A 22,611-nucleotide genomic window follows, 5' to 3' on the forward strand; every position below is an offset into this window, starting at 1 on the left:
TTCAGGAAGCTACTAACAGGGTGAGATCGGGGCTGTGCGTGCCATCCGCTAGCACCACGTAGCCTTTTTGCTCGGGACCATCTACAAAATCTTCGTTGGGCATGTCGGGGTCGAGCGTAGTTTCGGTAGATGAGACACCCAGGATACGTAGCGCGTTAGGCTCCCAGGTAGCCGCTAGGAAATCGGCTAGGAAAGGCAGGCAGCTACGGAGTTGGTCGGCAGGACGAGGGGCATCGGCTACGTTGGGCAGGGTATCCCAGCAGGTAAGCGCCACTGTTAGGCGCGGTTGCCGGGCGAGGATAAGTGCCGACTGCCCCCTAACATAGCGCAGCATTTGCAACAGCTCGATGTAAAAAGCTGGGTCCGACAGCTCGCCGTTAGCCAGTGCCTCTTTAGCTCGGGGCCGCTGCTCGATGAGGTGTGAGCGGGACCGGTTAGTAACATCTTCGAGAGACTTGACTTCGTCCGGCCGAATAAACAGCAACCACTCGTCGGCCTGCGTAATCAGCTCCTGCCAACGCGGTGAAATAAGGTATTGATTGACAATGCGCTGCACCTGTTCGCCGGCGTAGTCCGGGAACGTAAGCGCTACTTCCTGTCCCTGAAGGTTGGTCACGGTGAAGCTAATTTCCTCATTGAACCCACTCGGGGTGTGCCCGGCCGATCGGCCTTCACGCAGACGTTCGATGATGTGGTTGATGGCCGTTAGGTCAGTGGGTGGGGCAGCCATTTGCAGTGCGTACTGCGGTGCCCGCCGCCTATCGGTGAGGCGCAGGTAGAGCTGGCCGACGTAGTGCGTTTTGCCAACGTGAGGACCGCCCAGAATCAGTAGTTGATGGGACATCGATTTCAGCGGATTACTTGGCGACGTAGCAGAAAAAGGTCTTGTTCAGTAGTGGACGGCACTGGCACCGGCGGCGTGGTGCCTAGTTCGCGGCAGTGCGTATCAAGCAGCCACGCCACACTGTCCAGCACCTGCGGGTGCCAGCGGTCGGCCCCGCTCAGTTCCACGCTAACTTCGAACTCGCGGTAATGGCGCGGGGCGGCGTGTTGCAGGTGCTGACTGATATCGGTCAGAAACTGCGGACGCTCATTAGGCACATCGGCTTTGGTCCACACTAGTCCTAGCGGACGGGAACCGAGCCGGTGCGTGAGCCGGTCAGCCAACTCCTTGATTTCCCCGCGGGCCTGACCACGCTGGGTTCCAGTAAGACGTTCACGGTCGGCAAATAGCAGGAAGGCGCGGCTGTGCTGATAAACCCAGCGGGCACCCGCAGCAGTATCGGAGTCGTGCTTGATAATCCAGTCGGTAAACCACTCCCCGGGCGCATCGGTGAAGAGGACATCGAGTACGGCCGCCGGCTCATCTTCTGACCGCAAGGCCAAGTGCAGAATACCCGGTACGCGGCCCTCATCTCTACCGGTGCTTCGGCTGGTGTGCGGTGGAAACTGAATATCTGTTCGGCTTTCCTTGAAGGTAAGGTAGCTGGCAATAGCCTCCCAACCGGGCAGTGTATAAGAGCCCGCAAACCTGTAGCCCGGAATGCCTTGCCCCTGCCGAAGCAGCGCGTAGAGAAGGGCTAGAAACGTGGTTTTGCCAGCATTGGCCGCCCCTACTAGCCCAATGCATAGCACCCGTGAGCGGGCCGTAAGCAGGCGCATATCCTGCGCCCCTAGCGGGCTGCCCGTCCAACTCACCCGAAAGCCGGCCGGCAGCTCCGTAACCTCGCTCGGCCCTAACGCGGCGGCTTTACCAGATTCGGCTTGGTTGGCTGCTTTCTTTCGAAACTTGCACTTGGTTCCGTCGCCGCCACCTTCTTCAGCGCAACCCGACTCCTCGGGGTGGCAATAGGTTTGGGTGCACGTTATCATAAGCGGGAAGCCAGCAGGCGGTCGGTGAGTAAATCGTGAAGCAGAATGACAGCTAGTTGGTCAGGGGCGGCAGGATGGTCAGAGCGCAAGCCGGTGCGGTCTTGTAACTGTTCAGGGGCGGCGTGCTGGTGCAGTACTTGAGTAAGAAACGCCGTGAGAGTGGTGCGCTCGGCACAGGCAGTCATTACCAATGGTAATGACTGACGCAATGCCGCGCGGTTTTCATCGACGGCAAAGACCGCAACCAAATCGGCCAGCGTTTGGGGTTCGGGTTTGCCACCCACCACAGCGCGGTAGGTATCAGTTAGCAGAAAATCTACGCTCACCGGAATGGTATCGGGTACCAGCTTCGCCAATTCTACGGCCATCACGGCGGGTAATAGGGCAGCATCCAGGTCACGGTAGCTTCGGCGGAGCGTAGTGGAGTACAGCGTTTCCTTCCACCACAGTAACTGGCTACGCCGCTCCACCGCCTTCAGCGACTGATGCGATTTGGCAAGTGTGTCGGTTATGGCTTTGCTGACAGAGCCGAAGAACTTGTTGACTTCTGCCTCTAAGCTTACAGTAGAAAGCGACTGGCTGAAACTTTGCAGAGCGGTTTCAACGGCTGACGTAATGCCAGCGGACGCTTTTATGCCAAAGTTCTCATACCAATCAGCTGAAGGTTCCTGAGTATTTCTGTAAGCGGTTTCTATCTCTAGGGACTGCACTGAGTTGGTCATTTCAACTCGCAACTTGTCATTGTCCACCTTGGCACTCCCAAATTTAAATCCGCTCAGTTTAAACGGCTCAATCTGAGGTGTCAACGCTGTCTGCTCTAATGACCACTCCGCAACAGCATGCACCTCCAACTCGCTGCCGAACTTCTCTAGCAGCAGTTCGATAGCAGGTTGCTCCGAGCCGAAGTCCGCGAAATGGTAATATCCGCTGGCGGTGTAGTAGAGGACTTTTAAAGCCGTCATGTCTTCCGCTGCTCGCTCGTACAGGGCGCTCAACATAACTCCCCGCACTGTTTGACGGGGCATGGCTCCCCTGAACTTGCCGCCAGCTCCCGGCCAGTGTTTTTTTATTACCTCATACGTAGCAACCAGTAAGGGACTGTCCTCCGCCACGTGGGCATCGAGAGCTACTAGCGTGTAGCAGCGTATCTGGCTGGGAGTTTTCTTGAAAAGTTTGACCAAGTCCCCAACAGCTTTTAGAAGTTGTTCGCGGCGCGTATCATCGTCTCCGATGCCGAAGAAGTCGTTTTCGTGCCAGAGGTCAAAAAGGGGATTGACAGACATAAACCTGGAGTAATTTCTAAAATGGTTAGCGTGAGATGCTAACGCAAGATAAGCGAGCTGTGACGAACAAACGGCAGTAAAACTGGCATGAAGCCCCATCTATGGACTTTCACTCGTTTAACTTGTAAGAAGATTACGTCAGGATAATGCTCTTGCGTACGCCCTACAGCATAAAGTTGATGAACAGCTTGTCAGTTTTACTACCCAGTCTGGCCTGTGGCAGTGCTAGTCCAACATAGAGAGTTGTATACTCTGATCCCGGATAGTTCAACCGCGGAGAGGTGTGATTTAACGTTCCAACAGCTGTTCACACGCTCTAAGACCGCTTCGAGCTTTGTTAGTATGTCAGGCACTACCAATGACCCGCAGTGGTACCCCAGCCAGTTCATGCACGAAGTTTTGCGTAACTCCAAGCAGCTTCAACAGTTCCGGCCCCACGTCCCCCTGTTTGATAGAGGGCTGTACAATGATGAAGGAAAATTCGACTGGCAGCTGCCGCTTAGCCAGCCGTCGTAGCGTTTCCAATTCCTTCACCGTTCCCTTTTCCAATCGGTCGCGTGTCATCCCCTTCTCCGTCTTGGGCTTGCGTCGAAGCAAGTGTAACAGAAGTGCATCCGGACGGCGGTGCTTCCAGTGGACTGACCGTTGCGTCTGTCCGCATACTTCATACAAGTTCTTTACCGCGTTTCCGATCTTACCCTTACTGGCGTACTTCAGATGGTATAGCTCCACGGCAATCCGGTCAGGGTGTAGCTTGAGTGTTACTATGTCGGCCGCTTCACCCGCGCTGTCATCATCATAAATAATGTCGTAGTCACCCTGCTGAAGCCTCTGGATCACCCGATACTGGATAGAATCCGTTACCGGAAGTACACCCTGTGACTCGGCACTGAGATCAACACCCGTCCAATCCCAATATTCGATTCCCGCCGCCGGGAATAACCCAATTGAGTGCTTCGGGGCCAAGTGGTCGTTGCCTCGCACTGAGGAGCCATCGGCAAACCACACCGTTGGCGGCAAGCGCTGTAGGAACTGTACTCCTTCCTCCTCCCGCCGCCCAAATAAGGCCTGTACGGCTGGCCCACCAGTCTGCATGATGGCATAGTGCGGGTATCTGGCCCTGGCCTCCCCTGCTTCTTGTAAGGTTACGCGAAATGCCGCCTGCTGGGTATCACTAACCAAAAGGAAATCGATTGTAGTAGCACTGAATACCCCAGTTAGCTCCAGTGTTGCGTTTGACAGATCAACTACTTCGTCGCCCAACCTGAACTTGAAGTACACCTCGTCTTGAAGGTACAAGTCTTCGTGCCAGTCAATCCACACTGGGTCACTCTCCGGAAACTCGCTCACATAAGTCGGCACCAACGTCTCTTTCAGAAACTGGTTGGGGTCGATGTTCGGATCTAGCAGCTGCTTGCCAACTTTGGAGCACCATTTGGTGAACACGCTCAAGTCGTTCTCCCGCTTCAGCCAGATACGCCCCTTGTAAGAAGCCCCCAGGTTGCGCTGCTTGCCGTCTTCGTAGCCCATTCCCATCACGAAGGCTTTTTCACCTTTCTGCTGCTCCAGTGCGCTAACTGCCTCCTCCAGGTCACGCCCCACCATCATCCTAAATCGGACGTCTTTACCCACGTGGTTGCGTAGCCCCACGTTTTGCAGACTGATGCGGTGCAGGCCATCAAACGTTTTGAACACATCCACCCCCTTGATGATCTGTGCATTGTTGTCCAAAATAGCGTTAGCCAGCGGCTCGTAGAGCGACGAGTTGTCGGAACTATGGATAAAGAGTAGCTTGAGTCGTGCCTCCCAGAATACTACGATAATCCGCCAGGTCAACTGGTACACCTCTTTCGAGTCCAACCAATCTACGCCGTCTTGGTGGGCTGTCAGGATAAGCAACAACTGCTTGTCGCTGTTGAGGTCGTCAAACTGGTAGAATGCCTTATCGTAGTCGGGTAGTCCTTGTCGGAAGTTACGTGGGTTCCATGTATCAGCGGTACGATACACTACCGTACTCAGCTTAATTTTGATGTTGTTAAGGGGCAGCTTGGCCTCGTTGAGCCGGGAGAAACCCGCCAGTAGTCGCTTGAAATCTACCTCTTCTTGAATCCGGGTCTGGCCCATGTTGGCCAGCAGCTTGTTCCAGTCTGTGTCGGCTGCATACAACTCATCCAACTCGTCACCCACTTGCGGATCGGCGATGTTGGCAATGAAGCACGCATTACCCAGTTGCTCGTCGCGCTTGGTGCGCGTGAAACGCCCAGCCAGTTGGAGAGTGATGGGCAGGCTTTTACGAATATCGTGGAAGGCGGCAATCTTCAACTCCGGCAGGTCGAAGCCTTCACCCAGCATATCTACGCACACAATGATGCGAGCTTGGCGTGTAGTAATCTGACGTAATATTTCCTTAGCCCCGGTCACACCCGAGTATAACAACACGGGGGTCAGGTCATTATGCGGTGCGTAGAGTTGATACACCTGTTTGGCCCGCTCCTTTGTGGCGCAGCGGGCCATCAATATGTGGTTGTAGCCAGCTGTCAAGTCCTCGCGTAATCGGGCCATCGCCGCATCAGCAATGGCTTGGTCGGCCTTCTCGGGCTGAAACACACTGACCGGTTTGAACTCGATGGTTTTGTAGTACCCCTGCCGTTGGGCCTCGCTTAGGGGGAAGTTGAAAAGAAGGTTGCCTTCAAGCCGCTGCCCATCGTTGCGAAACGGGGTGGCTGTGAACTGTAGCACCTTGTGGCTGTCAAAATGGTCTTTCACATATTGCCAAGAGGCGGCCTTTACGTGGTGTGCCTCGTCGATGAACACATGAGAGCAAACGTCAGCCATATGTTGCAACTGAGTTGGCTCCAGTGTCTGCAGAATTGACATCGTAGCTACCAGAACGTTGCTTTGAGCTACGAACCGCTCGAAATCAGCGCCATCAGCAAATGACTGACGCATCACGCCAACTGCTGGGTACCCAGCCCCCTGACCGACAATGCCAAACTCCTTGAGTAAGCCCAGTGTGATGAACTTCTCGGCAATCTGAGTGCGCAACGCATCGGATGGTACGACGACGAGTAGCTTGGCGCACTGTTTCGCGACAAGCACTGCCAGCATAGTCTCAGTTTTTCCTGTGCCAGTAGGTAGCACTACGAGTCCCGCATCGGAAGGTAACGTCAGATGCCCTAGCACAGAGTAAATGGCACCAAGTTGTGGCTGGCGTAAACCGGGACTCTCAGTAGCCTGGTCTTCCTCAACGAAAAAGAAGTTGTTGCACCACGAGCTTACGATGTCAGCGGGGGTGGTAGCAGCAGATTCTTCGGCCTTCAGCCACCGCTTAAACTCAACTTTCTCTAACTGCCACGCCGCAAGCGTAGGTTTATGTTTAGTCTGCACCACATGTGTCTCACCAACCGGAACATCGGCCGGATCTGCGGTTAGGTAGAGTGACATGTGTGTGCTCTGCAGGCGTAGGCCGTTTAGGTGAGGGGTTGCGGTTATGTCAACCAGTTTATTTCCTCGCCGCCGCAGCCGGGTAACGGTATTTTTCTGGCCTGGTACCGAATAGACCTCCGTATGCCAATCTGGTAGTAATAACTCCATTGATGATGTGGTTACGCGTATAATACCGCACAAGCTACTAAAGAATGGTGTAGTCAGCAGCTTCTAACCTGTACCCTTTCCGACTGGTAAAAACACCGAGCCTGCTGTTTTGCGTACCTTTGTTCCACATGCGTTTTTTGTCTCTGTTCTTCGCCTTCTACTTCGCTTGCCTGTCGACGCTGACGTGTGCCGATGAAGTAATCGTGTGCCAGGACCAGACGCAGACCATCGTGGCTGCTTCCTCTCATGCTGATTGTAGCGCGGCTAACGTAGGAGACTGGTGCTCCCCTCTGTGCCAATGCCATTGCTGCGGTGGTGCCGTCACTCTGTTACCTTCTCTAGCAGCCCCTGCTTCACAGAATGCCTTGGAATGGGGTTCTACGGAACGCCATGCCCATTCTCTAGCTACCGCCCCAACGCGGGCACCCGCCGCCGTCTGGCAACCGCCGCGAGCCTAAAACGTCCCCCTTTTTTCCTGCTGAGTACCCCTTAAGGGCAGTTCGTGGCTGTACGTCATGGACGACCCCTCGTATGGGCGCATCGCGTCCTAGTGGGAGTCACTCCCGTGCCGTTCCCACCCGTTTGGTCGGAACGGCTGGTCAGGCAGGGTTTACGGAAGCGTTAGACCTTACCCCAGCGACGGATGTTTGATCGGCTGATTCATTTTTCTATTCACAACAAGCTCATCATCGGGCTGCTCACTCTGGCGCTGACTGCCTGGGGTAGCTACTCGCTGAGCCGGCTACCGATTGATGCGGTACCCGACATTACCACCAACCAAGTTGTCGTCTACACAGTAGCCCCGTCCCTGGCGGCAAGCGACATCGAGCGGCTGGTGTCCTTCCCCGTGGAGCAGAGCCTGGCCACGATTCCCGGCCGGGAGGAAGTGCGCTCCTTTTCGCGCTTCGGCCTCTCCGTCGTCACCATTGTCTTCGAGGACAAGATTGATATTTATTGGGCCCGGCAACAAGTCGGAGAGCGGCTGCGCGAAGCCGAAAGCCAGATACCCGAAAGCATCGGCCGGCCGGAAATGGCCCCGGTCAGCACCGGGTTGGGGGAAGTGTATCAGTACCTGGTGCGCGCTAAACCCGGCTACGAGCAGAAGTACGACGCCCGCGAGCTGCGTACTATTCAGGACTGGATTGTGCGGCGGCAATTGCTGGGCACACCCGGCGTAGCGGACGTGGCCAGCTTCGGCGGGCAGCTTAAGCAGTTTGAAATCCGGCTGGACCCCACCCGGCTCCGCTCGCTCGGGGTCACCACGGAGCAAGTCTACCAGGCTGTTTCGCGTAACAACCAGAACGCGGGCGGTGCCTACCTCGATCAGAAACCCACTGCCTACTTCATCCGCACCGAAGGACTGGCCGAGAATGCCGCCGACCTGGGTAACATCGTCGTGCGCAGCACCCAAGGGGGTATGCCGGTGCTGGTACGGGATGTGGCGGACGTACGCTTAGGCTCGGCCGTGCGCTACGGAGCCATGACCCGTAACGCGGAGGGAGAAGTGACCGGTGGGCTGGTGCTCATGCTTAAGGGAGCCAACGCCAACGAGGTCATCAAAGCCGTGAAAGCGCGCATGCAGACTGTACGCAAGTCTTTGCCCGAAGGCGTCACCATTGACGTGTACCTGGACCGCTCCGACCTGGTAGGCCGCGCCATAAGCACCGTGCAGACCAACCTGATCGAGGGCGCCCTGATTGTCCTGTTCGTGCTGGTGCTCTTTCTGGGCAACTGGCGCGCCGGGCTTGTGGTAGCCTCGGTCATTCCGCTGGCCATGCTCTTTGCCATCAGCATGATGCGCCTGTTTGGGGTGTCCGGCAACCTGCTCTCACTAGGGGCCATAGACTTCGGCCTGGTCGTGGACGGGGCCGTGATTATCGTCGAAGCCATCGTGCACCGCCTGCACGGCGGGCAGCTCCAAGTGCCGGGAAACCGGTTGACCAGTGCGCAGATGAACGAGGAAACCTACCACGCGGCCAGCCAGATTCGCTCCTCGGCAGCCTTTGGGGAAATCATCATCCTGATCGTGTATCTGCCCCTGCTGGCGCTGGCCGGCATCGAGGGCAAGATGTTCCGGCCCATGGCTGAGACGGTCGCCTTTGCCATCGTCGGCGCTTTCATCCTCTCGCTCACCTACGTACCCATGATGTCGGCCTTGGCGCTCAGCCGCTCGACGGAACCTAAACGCAACTTATCGGACCGGATGATGAGCTGGCTCGAAGCCCGTTACCGACCGGTGCTTGTATGGGCCCTACGTCGGAAGACGGTGGTGGTGTCGGCGGCCTTGGTGCTGTTTGCCGGCGCTTTGCTGCTGTTCCGCACCCTGGGTGGGGAGTTCATTCCCCAACTCTCGGAAGGGGACTTTGCAATTGAAATGCGCACGCTGACCGGCTCGTCGCTGAGCTACACGGTGGAGAAAAGCCAGCAAGCTGCGAGCATCCTGCAGAAACAGTTTCCCGAGGTCAAGGAAGTGGTGGCCAAGATCGGCGCGGCCGAGATTCCCACGGACCCCATGCCGGTGGAAGCCGCCGACGTGATGGTTATTCTGGAGAAGGATCGGGGGAAGTGGACCTCGGCCACAACGCAGGAAGAGCTGGCTGAGAAGATGGCCAAAGCCCTGAGCGTGATTCCTGGAGTCACTTTTGGCTTCCAACAGCCCATCCAGATGCGCTTCAACGAGCTCATCAGTGGGGCCAAGCAGGATGTGGTCCTTAAAATCTACGGCGAGGACCTGCAGCAGCTTGCTTCCTACGCCGAGCGCGCCGCCCGTCTGGTACGCCAAGTGGAAGGCGCGGAGGACGTGTACGTGGAGCAGGTCACGGGTCTGCCGCAGATCGTGGTGAAGCTGGACCGCAACCGCCTGGCCCGTTTTGGCCTCAACGCCGAGGATGTGAACCGCACGGTGCAGACGGCCTTTGCCGGACAGAGTGCCGGCCAGCTCTTTGAGCAGGAGCGACGATTTGATGTGGTGCTGCGCCTGGCCCCAGAGCTGCGCCAGAACATCGGCAACGTACGCCAGCTGCTGGTGGCCACCCCGGCCGGCGAGCAGATTCCGCTGGAGCAGGTAGCGTCGGTAGACCTGCAAGAAGGCCCAAACCAGATTCAGCGCGACGACGCGAAACGTCGGATTACGGTGGCCTTCAACGTACGGGGCCGGGACGTGGAAAGCGTGGTGACGGAACTGCAGGGCAAAGTGGATCAGCAGTTGGAGTTTGCACCCGGTTACTACACCACCTACGGCGGGCAGTTCGAGAACCTGCGCCAGGCTACCGAACGGTTGAGCGTCGCCGTGCCCGTGGCGCTGCTGCTCATCTTCGTGCTCCTGTTCTTCACCTTCAAGTCCCTGAAGCAGTCGATACTCATTTTCACGGCCATTCCCCTGTCGGCCATCGGCGGGGTGCTAGCCCTGTGGCTGCGCGATATGCCCTTCAGCATCTCGGCCGGAGTCGGCTTCATTGCCCTGTTCGGGGTAGCCGTGCTCAACGGCATCGTGCTGATCGGTTACTTCAATCAACTCAAGGAGGAAGGCCGTATGGACCTCTACCAGCGTATTTTGGAAGGTACCCAGGTAAGGCTACGGCCTGTGCTGATGACAGCCACGGTAGCCTCACTGGGCTTCCTGCCTATGGCCTTGTCCACCTCGGCCGGCGCGGAAGTGCAACGTCCTCTGGCCACCGTCGTGATAGGGGGCCTAGTCACCGCGACTCTGCTGACGTTGCTGGTGCTGCCCGTACTCTATTCCTTATCGGAACGCGGTGAAACACCCGCCCCGCAGCCATCGGCTTCCCGTTCCTTGCCCGTTGCGGGGCTGCTCGTGGCACTGGGGCTGAGTGGAGTACTGAAGAGTACGCCAGCGCACGCCCAGGGGCCTCTTACTGCCACTCAGGCCGTAGGGCGAGCGCTGCAGGCTAATGGCACAGTCCAGGCCGCGCAACGCTCTCTACAGGCGCAGCAAGCCCTGCGACGCACTTCCTTTGACGTGGGGCGTACCACGGTGCTGGGTACCTATGGGCAGGTCAACTCCCCCCTCTCCGACAACGTGCTCAGTATCGGGCAGATTATTGCCCTACCAAGATACTACAAAGCTCAAGCGGGGCTGAGTCAAGCCCAGATCAGCGGCCGGGAGCAGCAACTGGCCCAGGTGCAGGCCGAACTACGCCGGCAGGTACGACGCAGCTACGAGCAGGCGGTCTACGCCCGGCATCGGCTGCGTACCCTGCGCGGCCAGGACAGCATCTACCGCGAGTTTCTGCGCTCGGCCCAACTCCGCTTCAAAACCGGCGAAGCTGCCCGCCTGGAGCCCGCCAATGCGTTGATTCAGCAGGGCGAAACGCAGAACCTGTTGGCGCAGGCCCGGGCGGATTACGCCATTGCCCAGCGTCAGCTGCAGGCCTTGCTGCAATCGCCCCAACCCGTGGACATCGCCGACAGCACGGTGCACCTGCTGCCCGCTCCGGTGGTCGCTGCGGACACCGCTGTGCTGGCCCTCACTCCCCAGGCGCGGGTCTTGCAGCAGCAAATTGCCGAGCGCCGGGCGGAAACCCGCGTGGAGAAAGCCCAGGGGCTGCCTCAAGTGAGCGTGGGCTATACCAATCAGTCGTTGCGCGGTACGTACGAAATAGACGGACAAGCCACTACCTACGGCACCGGCGACCGGTTCCAGAGCGTACAGGCCGGCGTAGCGATTCCCCTGCTGCGCGGCCCCCAGAAGGCTCGGGTGCAGGCCGCCCAGTTGCAGGAGCAAGCCGCCACGGCGACCTACCAGCGTTACCGGGCGGAAGTAGCCAGCCAGCTGGAGGAGCTACGCCTGCGCCTGCAGGAGCAACAACAGCGCGTGCAATTCTATGAGCAGACCGGCTTGCTGCAAGCGGCCGTCATTGTCCGGCTCAGCCAGCGCGCCTACAAGGCTGGTGAAACGACCTATTCCGAGCTGCTGCTCAATCTGGAGCGTGCCCTGAGCGTGCGCACCGCGTACTTGGATGCCGTGCTTCAGCACAATCAAACCGCCATTGATCTGGACTACCTGCTGGGCGCTACCGCGCAGTAAGGAAACTCCTTTTCCTGAACCCAACCCATGCATAAGATTGCAACCCTGGTGCTGCTGCTGAGCCTGACCGTAGCCAGCTGCACCAACAAGAACGAGAAAGAAACGGCCGAAACTACGGAGACACCCGCGTCGGCAGAAGAAGAGGAAGCAGAGGAAGCCTCGGACCTGGTTTCCCTTTCGCCCGCCGAGCAGCAAGCGGCAGGTATCCAGACCGGACGCATCCAGAGCCGCCCGATGGGAGCCGGGTTGGCGGTAACGGGTACGCTGGACGTGCCCCCGGAGAGTGCCGTATCCATTACCGCCCCATTGGGAGGCTTCGTAGAGCGCACGGAGCTGCTGCAGGGGGCCCGTGTGCGCAAAGGAGAGGTGCTAGCCACCATTCGCAACCCGGAGTTTGTGACCCTGCAGCAGGACTACCTGGAAACCCGCGCTCGGCTGGCATACGCCCGTACGGAGCTTGCCCGCCAGAAAGAGCTCTACGAGCAGGAGGTCGCCCCGCAAAAAAACTACCAGCGCGCCCAGGCTGACTACAATGCCCTGCAAGTGCAAACCAACGCCCAGGCTGCCCGATTGCGGCTGGCGGGCCTCCCCGTGGGCGGCAAGATTGTCACCACGGCCAGCTTACGGGCTCCCCGGGCGGGCTTTGTGCGCGCCGTGAACGTGACGGTCGGCCAGGCAGTGACGGCCACCGATGCCTTATTTGAAATCGTGGACCCAGAACACCTGCACGTCGAACTCACGGTCTTCGAGCGGGATGTGGCCCGGGTACAAAAGGGGCAGCTGATCCGCTTTACCCTGGCCAGCGACTCTACCGGCTCCCACCGGGAGCGTACGGCTCACGTGTACCTGGTCGGCAAAGCTATTGGCGAGGACCGGACCGTGCGGGTGCACGGCCACCTCGACCAGGAAAACGACCCAGCGTTGCTGCCAGGCCTCTACGTGCGCGCTATGATTGAAACCGGCCGCAGCGACGCGCCGGTGCTCCCCGATGCGGCTCTGGTGCGCTTTGAGGGCAAGAATTACGCCTACGCGGTGGAAGCGCCGGGCCGCTACCGGATGGTACCCGTTACGCTAGGTCGTAGCGAGGACAACTTCACGGAAGTCACCTTGCCTGAAGCCGTGCCGGCCACGACGACGTTCGTGACGACGGGAGCCTACTCGTTGCTGGCCAAGATGAAAAACGCCGAAGAGGAGGAATAAACTATGGCTCACCCCCAAGAAGACACCCTCATCGCCCGGCAGATTACGCCGACGCCCGTGCGCCTGCTCGTACTGGATGTGCTGCAGCACCACCCGGCCGCGCTCAGCCTGGCGGATGTGGAACTCCTGCTCGGGTACGCGGACCGTATTACCGTGCACCGAACGCTGAAAATCTTTACCGAGAAGGGACTCGTGCACCGCATCGAGGACGGCAGCGGAGCCGTCAAGTTTGCCCTGTGCGAGCCGGGCTGCACCCCGGAGCACCACCAGGACTTCCATGTGCACTTCTTCTGTACCCGCTGCCGGGAAACCTCCTGCTTGTCCACGGTGGCGGTACCCGTCATTGCCTTGCCGGGAGCGTACCAGGTACAGGAAACCAGTCTGGTGATGAAGGGGCTGTGCGAGAACTGCGCCAGCGCCGGCTGAAACAATGCAATAGCATTGCATCGTCCAGCCCCCGAGGTTTGCCTCTTCTAGTTGATCTACCTCATTCCTTAGCTCATGCCTGACCCTTCTCTAGATAAAACCAACGAGGAGCTGAACACCGCCAAGCAGGTGCAGCTCGAAAATGTAGGCGCGCTGACCCGCGACCAACTCTCCCCCGACGCCGCGACAGAGCCACAGGGCCACGACGTACCCGGCCATGACCACGCGCCAGCGGCGGATACCACACCCGATGCCCAGGCCGGCCACACCCATGAAGAAGGTGACGACCATGACCATGAAAATGCGGGAGCCAGCCCTTACCTGTGGCCGGGCGTGAGTCTGGCGCTGCTGCTGGCCGGTATCGCGCTGGACTACTTCGACGTTTCCTTCTTTAGCGGCACCGTACGCCTGCTGTGGTACGGGGTGGCCTTTTTGCTGGTCGGCTGGAAAGTCATCAAGGCGGCGGTGCTAAGTATTCCATCCGGGAACGTGTTCAACGAGTTTCTACTCATGAGCTTGGCCACGCTCGGGGCGTTTGCCATCGGCGAGTACCCGGAAGGAGTCGCCGTGATGCTGTTCTATACCGTGGGCGAACTGTTCCAGGACGCGGCCGTTAACCGGGCCAAGCGTAGCATTCGAGCCCTTCTAGAGATCCAAGCCACGGAAGTCACAGTGTTGCGCGGAGGCCGTAGTCTGGTGCTGGATCCTAAGCAGGTACAGCTGGGCGATATCATTGAGGTGAAGCCCGGGGAGAAAGTAGCCCTCGACGGGACCCTGCTAGTTGGACCCGCCAGCTTCAACACGGCCGCTCTTACCGGCGAGTCAGCTCCTCAAACCAAGCAAACTGGGGACATGGTACTGGCCGGCATGATCAACCAAGAGTCACTGGCGCAGGTGCAGGTAACTGCGACGTACCAGGACACGAAGCTGGCCAAAATCCTGTCGATGGTGCAGGATGCGGTCGGGCGTAAGGCGAAAACCCAGCTGTTCATCACCCGCTTTGCGAAGATCTACACACCCATCGTCGTGCTACTGGCCGCGCTGCTTATTGTCGTGCCCTATTTTCTGGTGGACGACTATGTGTTTCGAGACTGGCTCTACCGGGCCCTCGTCTTTCTGGTCATCTCTTGCCCCTGCGCCCTAGTCGTGAGCATTCCATTGGGCTACTTTGGTGGCATCGGCGCGGCCTCCCGGGCCGGCATCCTGCTTAAGGGCTCCAACTTCCTGGACGTGCTGCGTGAAATCGACACCGTGGTGATGGACAAGACCGGTACGCTGACCCAAGGCGTGTTTGCCGTGCAGCAGGTGCAGCCCGCCGCTGGGTTTGACGCTGAGCAACTGTTGCGCCTGGTCGGAACCCTGGAAACGAAATCGACTCACCCCATTGCCAAAGCCGTAGTACAGCATGTCGGTAACGCAGTGGCAGGCGTCATGGTAGAGAACGTCGAGGAAATAGCCGGCCACGGGTTGCGTGGCCGGATCGATAGCAAGGACGTCCTGGCCGGCAACACCAAGCTGTTGACCAAGTTTCAGGTTTCCTACCCCCCCGAAGTAGATCAGGTAGTAGATAGTATTGTGGTTGCGGCTGTAAATGGTCAGTACGCCGGCTACCTGACTGTGGCCGACGCACCTAAGGCTGACGCAAAGCAAACCGTGCGGGAGCTGCGGGCCGATGGCATCACGAAGATCGTCATGCTCTCGGGTGACAAAGACAGCATTACTCAGCGGGTAGCCAAGGAGCTCGGTATTGACGAAGCCCACGGTGGGCTGTTACCGGAAGACAAAGCCCGTTATGTACAGCAATATCTCACGGAAGGCTGCAAGTTGGCGTTTGTGGGTGATGGGGTGAACGATGCGCCGGTCGTCGCCTTGGCCGACGTAGGCATTGCCATGGGTGGTCTGGGGTCGGACGCGACGATTGAAACAGCCGATGTAGTCATTCAGACGGACCACCCTAGCAAGATTGCCACGGCTCGCCGGATTGCTCGCGCCACGCACTCAGTAGTGTGGCAGAACATCTGGCTCGCGTTCGGGGTGAAAGCCATCGTCCTGGCCCTCGGGGCGGGTGGCGTGGCCACGATGTGGGAAGCCGTGTTTGCCGACGTCGGAGTGGCTCTACTCGCGATTCTAAACGCTTGGCGCATTCAACGGATGAAGTTTTGAACTCCTGTACTGATGTAGTTGCCGCTCCCTTGTCGACGAGTGGTTAATAGAGTTGCTACGTCAGCATGAACTATCGTCTGAGTACACGACTCCCTAGTCGAAGTAATGACGTCACATCATTCTCGACTAGGGAGTTGTGTACTTATACATGTATACACTCACATGTCATGACAACATGTAAGCTGAGTCTGTGAGCGTGTCGCTGCCCTCATCGAAGACACACCAATGGAAGCAATCTGCGTTTGCTGCTTAAACAAGTCACCCCCCTGCCCCCTCCAGGAAGATGACTTCTGATTGCTGCTCCCGTGGACTACAACCAGAAGGTTGCTGTTCGCAGGTAAGAGTCGTTACAAGTCGTCGAAAAACGTTGCTCTCCTCAATCCTCCGGCATAGAGGATGAGTAGCCCGCCACTCCGAAGAAACGGAAGTGGGTCGTTGCAGAAGCGGTTCAGGCAGCGGCTCGTGCTACTACCTAGTGGTAGTAGTTAGGTTGTTGTCCGGTACAAAACCACGCAAAAAAACCGAGTTAGCTATAAGGTACTGCAGACGACTTGTGAGAAGAGTTCTATGTCCGAACTGGACTCGCATGACTTCTTGCTGCAGTGGAGCACTCTATAATCTACTAAATAATTCGTCGTCGTGCAAGCTGTAGGCGGTTGACGTCGGAAAAAGTTACATAGGTAACTGTTGCGCCCTGCGTTGACATGATGAGCTAAGTCCCGCAGTACAGTGGCAAAAACAGGATGGAGTGAGCGTGCATGTGTGAGGAGAGAGTGATATTGCCGTGTATTCAATTAGTTCTCTCTCGACCCAGATGATGCGGCTCAGTAGTACACTAGATAGCTAACTCGGTGTACTACGACTCGAGTTCACGTTACTGATTACGCCCATGGGGACAGTGAAGATGACATAATGAGAGGATGAGAAACGGCCGTCCAAGAAAAAAATGAAAAAAATCTAGAGTGTCGTGAATGCGAGAGCACTGGGTACCCTAGGAAACACCCCCCGGTGCTTAGGCTTAACCAGCCTACCCCCCCTAAACACCTCCGTTCAGCACTTAGTGAGTTAAACGGTTCACGTTTAAATGTCACAGAGTTACAAGTTTACTACACCTAGTTAGTCTCCGGTAATGCTTACCACATTTGTGAGTCCAAGTAAGCCATAGTGGTGGTGACAGACTGACGCTGCTCCATTGCTAACTTGAGGTAGACTACTGAAAGGAGTTGTCACAGGTCGCCCGACGTCCGAGAGCTTGAGCGTATCTACATCAAAAACAAGAGACTTCTCAATCAGCTTCTTCCATACCAGGACACTTCACTAGTTCATGAAGCGGCATACCCAGTGCTTTCGTGAGAGAGAGCAGCACGTCGATTGTGGCGGAGAATTGCGCAGTTTCAATGCGGTGTACTGTCATCTTGGACACATCCGCATAGTCGGCCAGCTCCTGCTGACTCATTCCGCGCTGTTCACGCAAGTGCCGAAGACGAGCACCGAATGCTTTAACACCAGCCGGATTTTTCACGGTTGGCAAGCTCCCACAGTACTACAGCAATATTGTCTACATATATGTAGATCGTGTGGGCAAACGTCCTACTTTTGCAGAGCGCATCGCCCCTCACCCCCGCTTTCTGGTATCCTCGTTAGAATGTCTGTAAACAACGAGCAGGCACTTGACCGACGACCCTTGAGGGTCTGAAGCTCTCGTCAACTAAGACGCTGTTTACCCTGATTAACGCTCTTCAATGATTCACCGACTCTCTCTTCTTACAGCGTTTTCACTGCTGTGTACCGTGGGTTTCAGCCAGACCACCCGCAACACCAACAATGGGGTAATCATCAACAGCACTGTTGTTGTATCAGACCCAGTGTATGTCCCAGTCGCGCCCTCTAGCACCGGTACAAGTGCGTTTGAAAGGAAGGTCATTCGGAAAATGGAAGATGAGCAGAGAGCTAGGGACATAGAGTACCGTCGTACTTTCGAAACCATTGAGAAAGAAGCGGAGGAGAAACGGCGTGAGGATGCCTATCGGCTCCTACCTACTTACTACACGACTCAGGTCGTCAACATGAGAACGGATGGGGGAACAGAATACCCGATAATGCGACAGCTTCCTAAGGGCACTGTTGTTAAGGTTGTTGAGGGAGGGGGCTTTCTCAACGGTGGTTGGTGGTTGATACATGTTCCCGGTACGGAGGCAGCAGGTTACGTGCACCCCAAGTTTTTAAAGCCGCGACTCTGAGAGTCGTGTCTCTACCCCATTACACAAGTTCGTTGAAGCAGCATTTGGTTGGTGCAAGGAGTCAACATTCACTGGTCTGTCAAGCCGCCCTACATCATAGCTGCTCCCTCAGCACGAACTGACCGAACGTTCAAGATTCTGTCCTCTATATAGTAGTTCCCATGCTTTCATCACAGAACCACACCTCTGCAAACGCCCTACCCTACGGTTCAGCTACTCCTGCTCAACAGGAACAGGCGCTCATTCACGCCCGGCAATCACTGCAACCCCAACTTCCTAGCTTCGTTGACGATCAGTGGGCTAACATGTTTGCTACTTACGCACCTCAACTTCATGTAGAAGCGGAATCAGGAGCAGTTACACTAGAGAATGACACACTTGTAGGCTTCGCCAACTGGGTTAACCTACACCGAGATTCTAACCAAGATGTGCCCCTTTACGGGCCGGAAGCGTACTATCTCGCCCGCAATCTGGTGTCTTATTCTCAGGATGCAAAGGAACTACTCACTGCGGATCCCGAACTCTCACAGCCAGAGTCCATCAGTGTTATGAGAGCGTTGTTCAGCCGCCTATCAGTTGGTAACAGCGTCGCCGAGCGTGTCTATCACGCTTGTCAGAAGCAGGTTGAGTAGACAGAGCAGTAAACAACCTGTTCTTGGAAACCAAAGAGTCCAGCGACATCACCTCCCACTGGGTGAATGCGCTGGACTTTTCGTTGTGGGTGCTAAGCTGACTCGTGTAGAGGCAGAACTACTACCTAGTGTCTGAGTCAGGCGATGTCTGAGGTCGGAAGTTCCCAGTTAGCAGAGATGAATACACACCCTTTTGTCGACGTCATTATGTGAGTGTGCTTTACTGCATCAGAAGATTTGCACTCCACAGTATTCCTCCTTAGCAACTCATCAAGCCGCCAAAAGGTTAATGCTGTCGTCGTTCCAGCTAGACAGCACCTCATCCCTCCTACTACCAAATTCCACATGATTACATGTGTGGAGAATGGTACCACTTTTGGGACTTACTTCCACCAACTGAAACTCGTTTGGACAAAGCTCTCGCATGTGATCAGCCAGAAGCAAGTCATAGGGGTGAGGTCCTTCTTGCTGCCTCATCTGCTTTTGAAGCTGACGGTACAACGCCTGATTACGCTTGAAGGTAGATTTGGGAGTATGAGGACGGACACCCTCCCACCATTCCAAATTAGTGCCTGAGTACAACAGGGCAGCGTGAGCCATGGAAAGGTTTGAGTAATCGGGAGCAAGCCGGCGAACTGTTCTCTTCCATTGCTCATGCACATATGTAGCAACCGTTCTAAGCACGTCAGGTGCCGCCAAGTCGACTAAAGTAAGATTTGTGCGGCCTGTGAGCTTGTTCAAGTTGCGGACGCGAGTGAAGACTACCTCGAATCTCAATAAGTGGCGACAACCCATTGGTAGTGAGGTACCCTGACGCGTAGCATAAGTCCCCTTGTCGTAGTACTTAAGCCTGTAATTAGCATGAGTTGCCACGTACTCCAACGGACGAGTATATCCTGTTGGAGGAGGTACTGCATAGAAGGGACTCTTCTTGTGGTGACTCAGTGTTTCCAAGAATGGGCGCGGTGATGAAGGCACGACGATGTTCACACCAGCTTCCAGCTTACGCGTTACAAATACCTCAGCAGGTAGTCCTAAGCAAGACGCAAGGGATGCAGTGGCTTCGAATACCTCCGCGATATCAAACATGCCGACGTTAGAGCCCTGTGCGAATGTGTGTAGAGAGCCTCGCACATTGCCCCAAAACTCGCCTGGCATGTAGTCTATGCGCATTCCACGATATTGAACCCGAAGACGGCCCTTATCGTCAGGTTGCCCGGCGCTACTGGCAAAGGCAGGTGAGTTAGCCAGCGCCACTTCAAACTCATGTGCCGGCTCGGGAAGACGAAAATGTAGGTGCAGATTGTCGTACACGCCCTCTACGCAGTTGCTCGGAAGGGCTTATGGTGGTGCTTCAAGAGCATTCGGTCAATTTCCTCACGATTGTAGTAAATCTTCCCACCAATCTGGCTGAATCCGATCAGCCCCTCGTCGCGCCAAGACTGCAACGTTCGCTTACTGATTTTCAGCAAGGCCGCAGCTTCGGCGTTATCTAACCAGTCAATAGTGGCTTTCTTACGCTCCTGCTCCATGAGTTTTCTCATGTAGGCGAATGTGTTCTGCTGAAGCTGGTCATATGCTTCACTCTGTAGTACTACAAGGTTCATGTGGTGTAGGTGGTTGTGGTTTGATGCTGCGAAATAATAGTGTAGAGCAGCTCTACAAAATACCCACCACCGTTACATGTAACGCACCTGTAATTGACCTGTAGCAGTACTGCACGAAAAAGGCCACACATGGTATTGTGTAGCCTTTTTACGAATCCGCATCTAGTCCCGAAATAGTCAACAAACTTCTGCGGACCTGTAACGAGGTCTACATGTTGACTCTACAAAATGACTATCGTAGCACACTACCGAGGTCCTCATTCTCGCTCATTTTGGCCGCATTCTTCCTTGTAAGTCCCGTACTCTGAAGTTGCTTGGCAGTAAAACTGTCCCCATTACGGTGGACAAAGCACGCTGCCACGGTTTCCCATTTCCCGACCCTATCATTAGCAAGTGGCATCAACTTGGGCTCAATCGACATAAAGACGTGTCGGAGTTGTTTGTTTGTACCAATCCATGTGACGGGCTTCAAAACAGCCTTCCCCGAGAAAATCTCCCTGAAGTCCTCAACTGAAGTGTCGAGAGCAATTAACCTGAGTTCGTCCCGCAATTTGTGGAACAACTCAGTCAAGTAATGCCGTGTCAGAGCTTTGTCCTCCTTGTTAGTTCCTACTCCAACATACTTGTAGTGGCAACTGACAATCGTTGAATCCACCAAGTCTGGTACATCCACCAAATCATTAGGCTGCAGCGGACTGTGTGCTGTGACAAACTTTTTAATCTCGGCCAGAGCGGTGGAAACACATGGATACTTGGTGTATATATGCTGTCCGGCGACGATTCCAATCAGGCTGTCAACGTCTTTCGTTACTTGCCGAGCAAACGCTTGTCGCTCAACCAGTGAATCCGAAGTCAACCCATCGTAGATAACAACCTGACACTTCTTGAGCTTCTGTGCTACCTCCGAATATATGATCTGTCCGAAGTTCTCCACCACTTGGATGAATTGGAAGTCGTGATTCATGTACTCGTACTCAACAGTTTCCGTGTCTTCGTAGTACTTGACATCACTATTAACGCTGGCTTTGCCGGCGTATTCTTTATGAAATCCCTCACGCCTTCTCACTAGTTCGCCCAGCTTGATTAAGCGGATGAAGTACTTCAAAGCGGACTTACGCTTCTTCATGTGTGGTCAGTTGAATGCGTCCATCGCCTCGTCGAGTTTTGCGTTGACGATCTTCGCGTAAATCTGTGTTGTGTTGATGGAGCGGTGTCCCATCAGTTTGGAAACTGCCTCAATTCCTACCCCTTTCGTGAGTGCTCTGGTAGCAAACGTGTGCCGCGAACTGTGAAAGCTGACATGTTTCTCGATTCCTGCGCGCTTGACGATGATCTTCACGTTCTTGTTGGCGTAGGCGGTTGCTGAAGAGATGACTCTGTGCAAGGCTTTTGGATCAGTGTAGTCAACATCCGCTCTAAGAAACGGAAAGATGTAGTCGGATGGCCCATTACTATCCTGCTGGTAGAGGTGTAGTATTTCCAACCCTCTGCTCGGCACCTTAACCGCCACGACATCACTCGTCTTTTGCATTGTGGTACGGATGTGTGTACCGGAAAAGTTTCCCCATTTAAGTTGGAGCAGGTCAGAGATACGCAGGCCGCCCACATAGGAAGCAAAGACGAATACGTTTCTATGGTGCCACAGTTTGGTCCCCTCTTTGAGCGGCAGGATCCACAATGCTTCTAGTTCGTCTTCTGAGAGGTAAGTCTTAGTCGTTTTCTCCAGTTTGAGCTTGAACTTTCGAAACGGGTCACGGGCAATAGGGAACAAATCCTCCCGGATGGCGTCGTTGATGAGTTTACGAAAGATCTTGAGGTTGGCATGTATGGTGTTGACCGCGTTACCCAACTCATCACGCAGATGCACCTCGTACTGCTTCAAAAAACTCACCGTGACCTCATCAAAGAGCAGGTCACTCGTCCCTAAAAACTCCTTAAGCTTGGTGTAAACAGAAGTTGCCTTGGCCAGTGTACTGATTTTTCCGGTTTTCTCCAGGGTGTGCAGGTGTCTATCGAAGTACTTGAGGAAGCTCTCTGACGACTGCCCCATGATGGTATTCTTAATTTGCACAGGGGAGACGAACTTAGACTCCCGCTGTAGATCAAGAGCCACTCCCTCGGCCTCGGCGACCTTTGTGGCAATGAACGCATTTACGCGTCCCATGTTCGGGTGCGACTTCTTAACCTTACTCAGGTCACTGTTCCAATCCTGTGGCTTCACCCGCAGGCTGATGGAGATGTATTTTGGTTTCCTGTCCTTAATTATACGCAGGTAGACGGGTGCCTCACCAGCCTTGTTTATCTTCTCCTGCATCAGGAGTACCTTAACACTTGCCATGTGGTTGGGATCTTGGTTGCCTAGCAAAGGTACACACGGAGCACACCAGGTAAAACAACAGGTAAAACATCCACCTCAAAACAACACCAAAATCTACACCTGTCTACAACCCATACACTCGTTATATCCGGCCTAGAGTGGAAATACGACGCAAAGAGAAGCAACACAAGTACAATATCGGAGTCCTTACACGACCACGAAAAAACCCC

Annotated in this window: 14 protein-coding genes; 6 read left to right on the plus strand and 8 right to left on the minus strand. The window is 55.7% G+C overall.

Features of this window, described 5'->3' with window-relative positions:
- Position 1 precedes the first annotated feature (1 nt).
- The 4 genes from O9Z63_RS13030 to O9Z63_RS13045 form a co-directional block, all read right to left on the minus strand.
- Positions 2-844: a TRAFAC clade GTPase domain-containing protein gene (locus O9Z63_RS13030; RefSeq protein WP_270125681.1), complete on the minus strand. Its 843-nt coding sequence runs from the start codon at positions 842-844 to the stop codon at positions 2-4.
- A gap of 5 nt (positions 845-849) precedes the next feature.
- The gene (locus tag O9Z63_RS13035) at positions 850-1,872 is read right to left on the minus strand and encodes a TRAFAC clade GTPase domain-containing protein (RefSeq protein WP_270125682.1); all 1,023 of its coding nucleotides are present in this window, start codon (positions 1,870-1,872) and stop codon (positions 850-852) included.
- Positions 1,869-3,155 carry a GTPase-associated system all-helical protein GASH gene (locus tag O9Z63_RS13040; RefSeq protein ID WP_270125683.1) on the minus strand — a complete coding sequence of 429 codons (1,287 nt, stop codon included), beginning with the start codon at positions 3,153-3,155 and terminating at the stop codon, positions 1,869-1,871. The genes O9Z63_RS13035 and O9Z63_RS13040 overlap by 4 nt, the downstream gene beginning before the upstream one ends.
- Before the next feature lie 345 nt (positions 3,156-3,500).
- Entirely contained in the window at positions 3,501-6,599 is a 3,099-nt protein-coding gene (locus tag O9Z63_RS13045) for a DEAD/DEAH box helicase (RefSeq protein WP_270125684.1), read from the minus strand.
- A 278-nt stretch (positions 6,600-6,877) separates the two neighbouring features.
- Between O9Z63_RS13045 and O9Z63_RS21195 the strand changes: the two genes are divergently transcribed.
- From O9Z63_RS21195 to O9Z63_RS13065, 5 genes are all read left to right on the plus strand, one after another.
- Complete coding sequence (locus O9Z63_RS21195; protein WP_408613545.1) at positions 6,878-7,207, plus strand: DUF6660 family protein; 330 nt, start codon at positions 6,878-6,880, stop codon at positions 7,205-7,207.
- A gap of 185 nt (positions 7,208-7,392) precedes the next feature.
- A complete protein-coding gene (locus O9Z63_RS13050) occupies positions 7,393-11,796 on the plus strand; it encodes a CusA/CzcA family heavy metal efflux RND transporter (RefSeq protein WP_270125686.1) in 4,404 nt (1,467 codons plus the stop codon).
- Positions 11,797-11,823: 27 nt separating this feature from the next.
- Positions 11,824-12,996 (plus strand): efflux RND transporter periplasmic adaptor subunit, encoded by a 1,173-nt coding sequence (locus O9Z63_RS13055; RefSeq protein ID WP_270125687.1) that lies wholly within the window; start codon positions 11,824-11,826, stop codon positions 12,994-12,996.
- 3 nt (positions 12,997-12,999) lie between these two features.
- Positions 13,000-13,422 carry a Fur family transcriptional regulator gene (locus O9Z63_RS13060; RefSeq protein WP_270125688.1) on the plus strand — a complete coding sequence of 141 codons (423 nt, stop codon included), beginning with the start codon at positions 13,000-13,002 and terminating at the stop codon, positions 13,420-13,422.
- Between the two features lie 75 nt (positions 13,423-13,497).
- Positions 13,498-15,585, plus strand: a complete 2,088-nt coding sequence (locus O9Z63_RS13065; RefSeq protein ID WP_270125689.1) for a heavy metal translocating P-type ATPase — start codon at positions 13,498-13,500, stop codon at positions 15,583-15,585.
- Positions 15,586-16,870: 1,285 nt separating this feature from the next.
- Here O9Z63_RS13065 and O9Z63_RS13070 read toward each other — a convergent pair.
- Positions 16,871-17,107: a helix-turn-helix domain-containing protein gene (locus O9Z63_RS13070; RefSeq protein ID WP_270125690.1), complete on the minus strand. Its 237-nt coding sequence runs from the start codon at positions 17,105-17,107 to the stop codon at positions 16,871-16,873.
- Between the two features lie 220 nt (positions 17,108-17,327).
- On the opposite strand from O9Z63_RS13070, the gene O9Z63_RS13075 reads away from it, so the two are divergent.
- Positions 17,328-17,825, plus strand: coding sequence for an SH3 domain-containing protein (locus O9Z63_RS13075; protein WP_270125691.1), 498 nt, complete (start codon positions 17,328-17,330; stop codon positions 17,823-17,825).
- A gap of 1,951 nt (positions 17,826-19,776) precedes the next feature.
- On the opposite strand, the gene O9Z63_RS13080 is transcribed toward O9Z63_RS13075, so the two are convergent.
- From O9Z63_RS13080 to O9Z63_RS13090, 3 genes are all read right to left on the minus strand, one after another.
- The gene (locus tag O9Z63_RS13080) at positions 19,777-20,064 is read right to left on the minus strand and encodes a helix-turn-helix domain-containing protein (protein WP_270125692.1); all 288 of its coding nucleotides are present in this window, start codon (positions 20,062-20,064) and stop codon (positions 19,777-19,779) included.
- Positions 20,065-20,296: 232 nt separating this feature from the next.
- On the minus strand, positions 20,297-21,190 hold the full coding sequence (locus tag O9Z63_RS13085; protein WP_270125693.1) for a hypothetical protein: 894 nt from the start codon (positions 21,188-21,190) through the stop codon (positions 20,297-20,299).
- A gap of 6 nt (positions 21,191-21,196) precedes the next feature.
- On the minus strand, positions 21,197-22,378 hold the full coding sequence (locus O9Z63_RS13090; protein WP_270125694.1) for a site-specific integrase: 1,182 nt from the start codon (positions 22,376-22,378) through the stop codon (positions 21,197-21,199).
- Positions 22,379-22,611: the final 233 nt, after the last annotated feature.

The organism is Hymenobacter yonginensis (genome assembly GCF_027625995.1).
In the GTDB taxonomy this organism is placed as follows: Bacteria; Bacteroidota; Bacteroidia; order Cytophagales; family Hymenobacteraceae; genus Hymenobacter; species Hymenobacter yonginensis.

Excerpts from the sequence above, each read along its gene's own strand:
- O9Z63_RS13030 (WP_270125681.1), bottom strand. The coding sequence starts at position 844 with ATGTCCCATCAACTACTGATTCTGGGCGGTCCTCACGTTGGCAAAACG.
- O9Z63_RS13035 (WP_270125682.1), bottom strand. The coding sequence starts at position 1,872 with ATGATAACGTGCACCCAAACCTATTGCCACCCCGAGGAGTCGGGTTGC.
- O9Z63_RS13040 (WP_270125683.1), bottom strand. The coding sequence starts at position 3,155 with ATGTCTGTCAATCCCCTTTTTGACCTCTGGCACGAAAACGACTTCTTC.
- O9Z63_RS13045 (WP_270125684.1), bottom strand. The coding sequence starts at position 6,599 with ATGTCACTCTACCTAACCGCAGATCCGGCCGATGTTCCGGTTGGTGAG.
- O9Z63_RS21195 (WP_408613545.1), top strand. The coding sequence starts at position 6,878 with ATGCGTTTTTTGTCTCTGTTCTTCGCCTTCTACTTCGCTTGCCTGTCG.
- O9Z63_RS13050 (WP_270125686.1), top strand. The coding sequence starts at position 7,393 with ATGTTTGATCGGCTGATTCATTTTTCTATTCACAACAAGCTCATCATC.
- O9Z63_RS13055 (WP_270125687.1), top strand. The coding sequence starts at position 11,824 with ATGCATAAGATTGCAACCCTGGTGCTGCTGCTGAGCCTGACCGTAGCC.
- O9Z63_RS13060 (WP_270125688.1), top strand. The coding sequence starts at position 13,000 with ATGGCTCACCCCCAAGAAGACACCCTCATCGCCCGGCAGATTACGCCG.
- O9Z63_RS13065 (WP_270125689.1), top strand. The coding sequence starts at position 13,498 with ATGCCTGACCCTTCTCTAGATAAAACCAACGAGGAGCTGAACACCGCC.
- O9Z63_RS13075 (WP_270125691.1), top strand. The coding sequence starts at position 17,328 with ATGATTCACCGACTCTCTCTTCTTACAGCGTTTTCACTGCTGTGTACC.
- O9Z63_RS13080 (WP_270125692.1), bottom strand. The coding sequence starts at position 20,064 with ATGAACCTTGTAGTACTACAGAGTGAAGCATATGACCAGCTTCAGCAG.
- O9Z63_RS13085 (WP_270125693.1), bottom strand. The coding sequence starts at position 21,190 with ATGAAGAAGCGTAAGTCCGCTTTGAAGTACTTCATCCGCTTAATCAAG.
- O9Z63_RS13090 (WP_270125694.1), bottom strand. The coding sequence starts at position 22,378 with ATGCAGGAGAAGATAAACAAGGCTGGTGAGGCACCCGTCTACCTGCGT.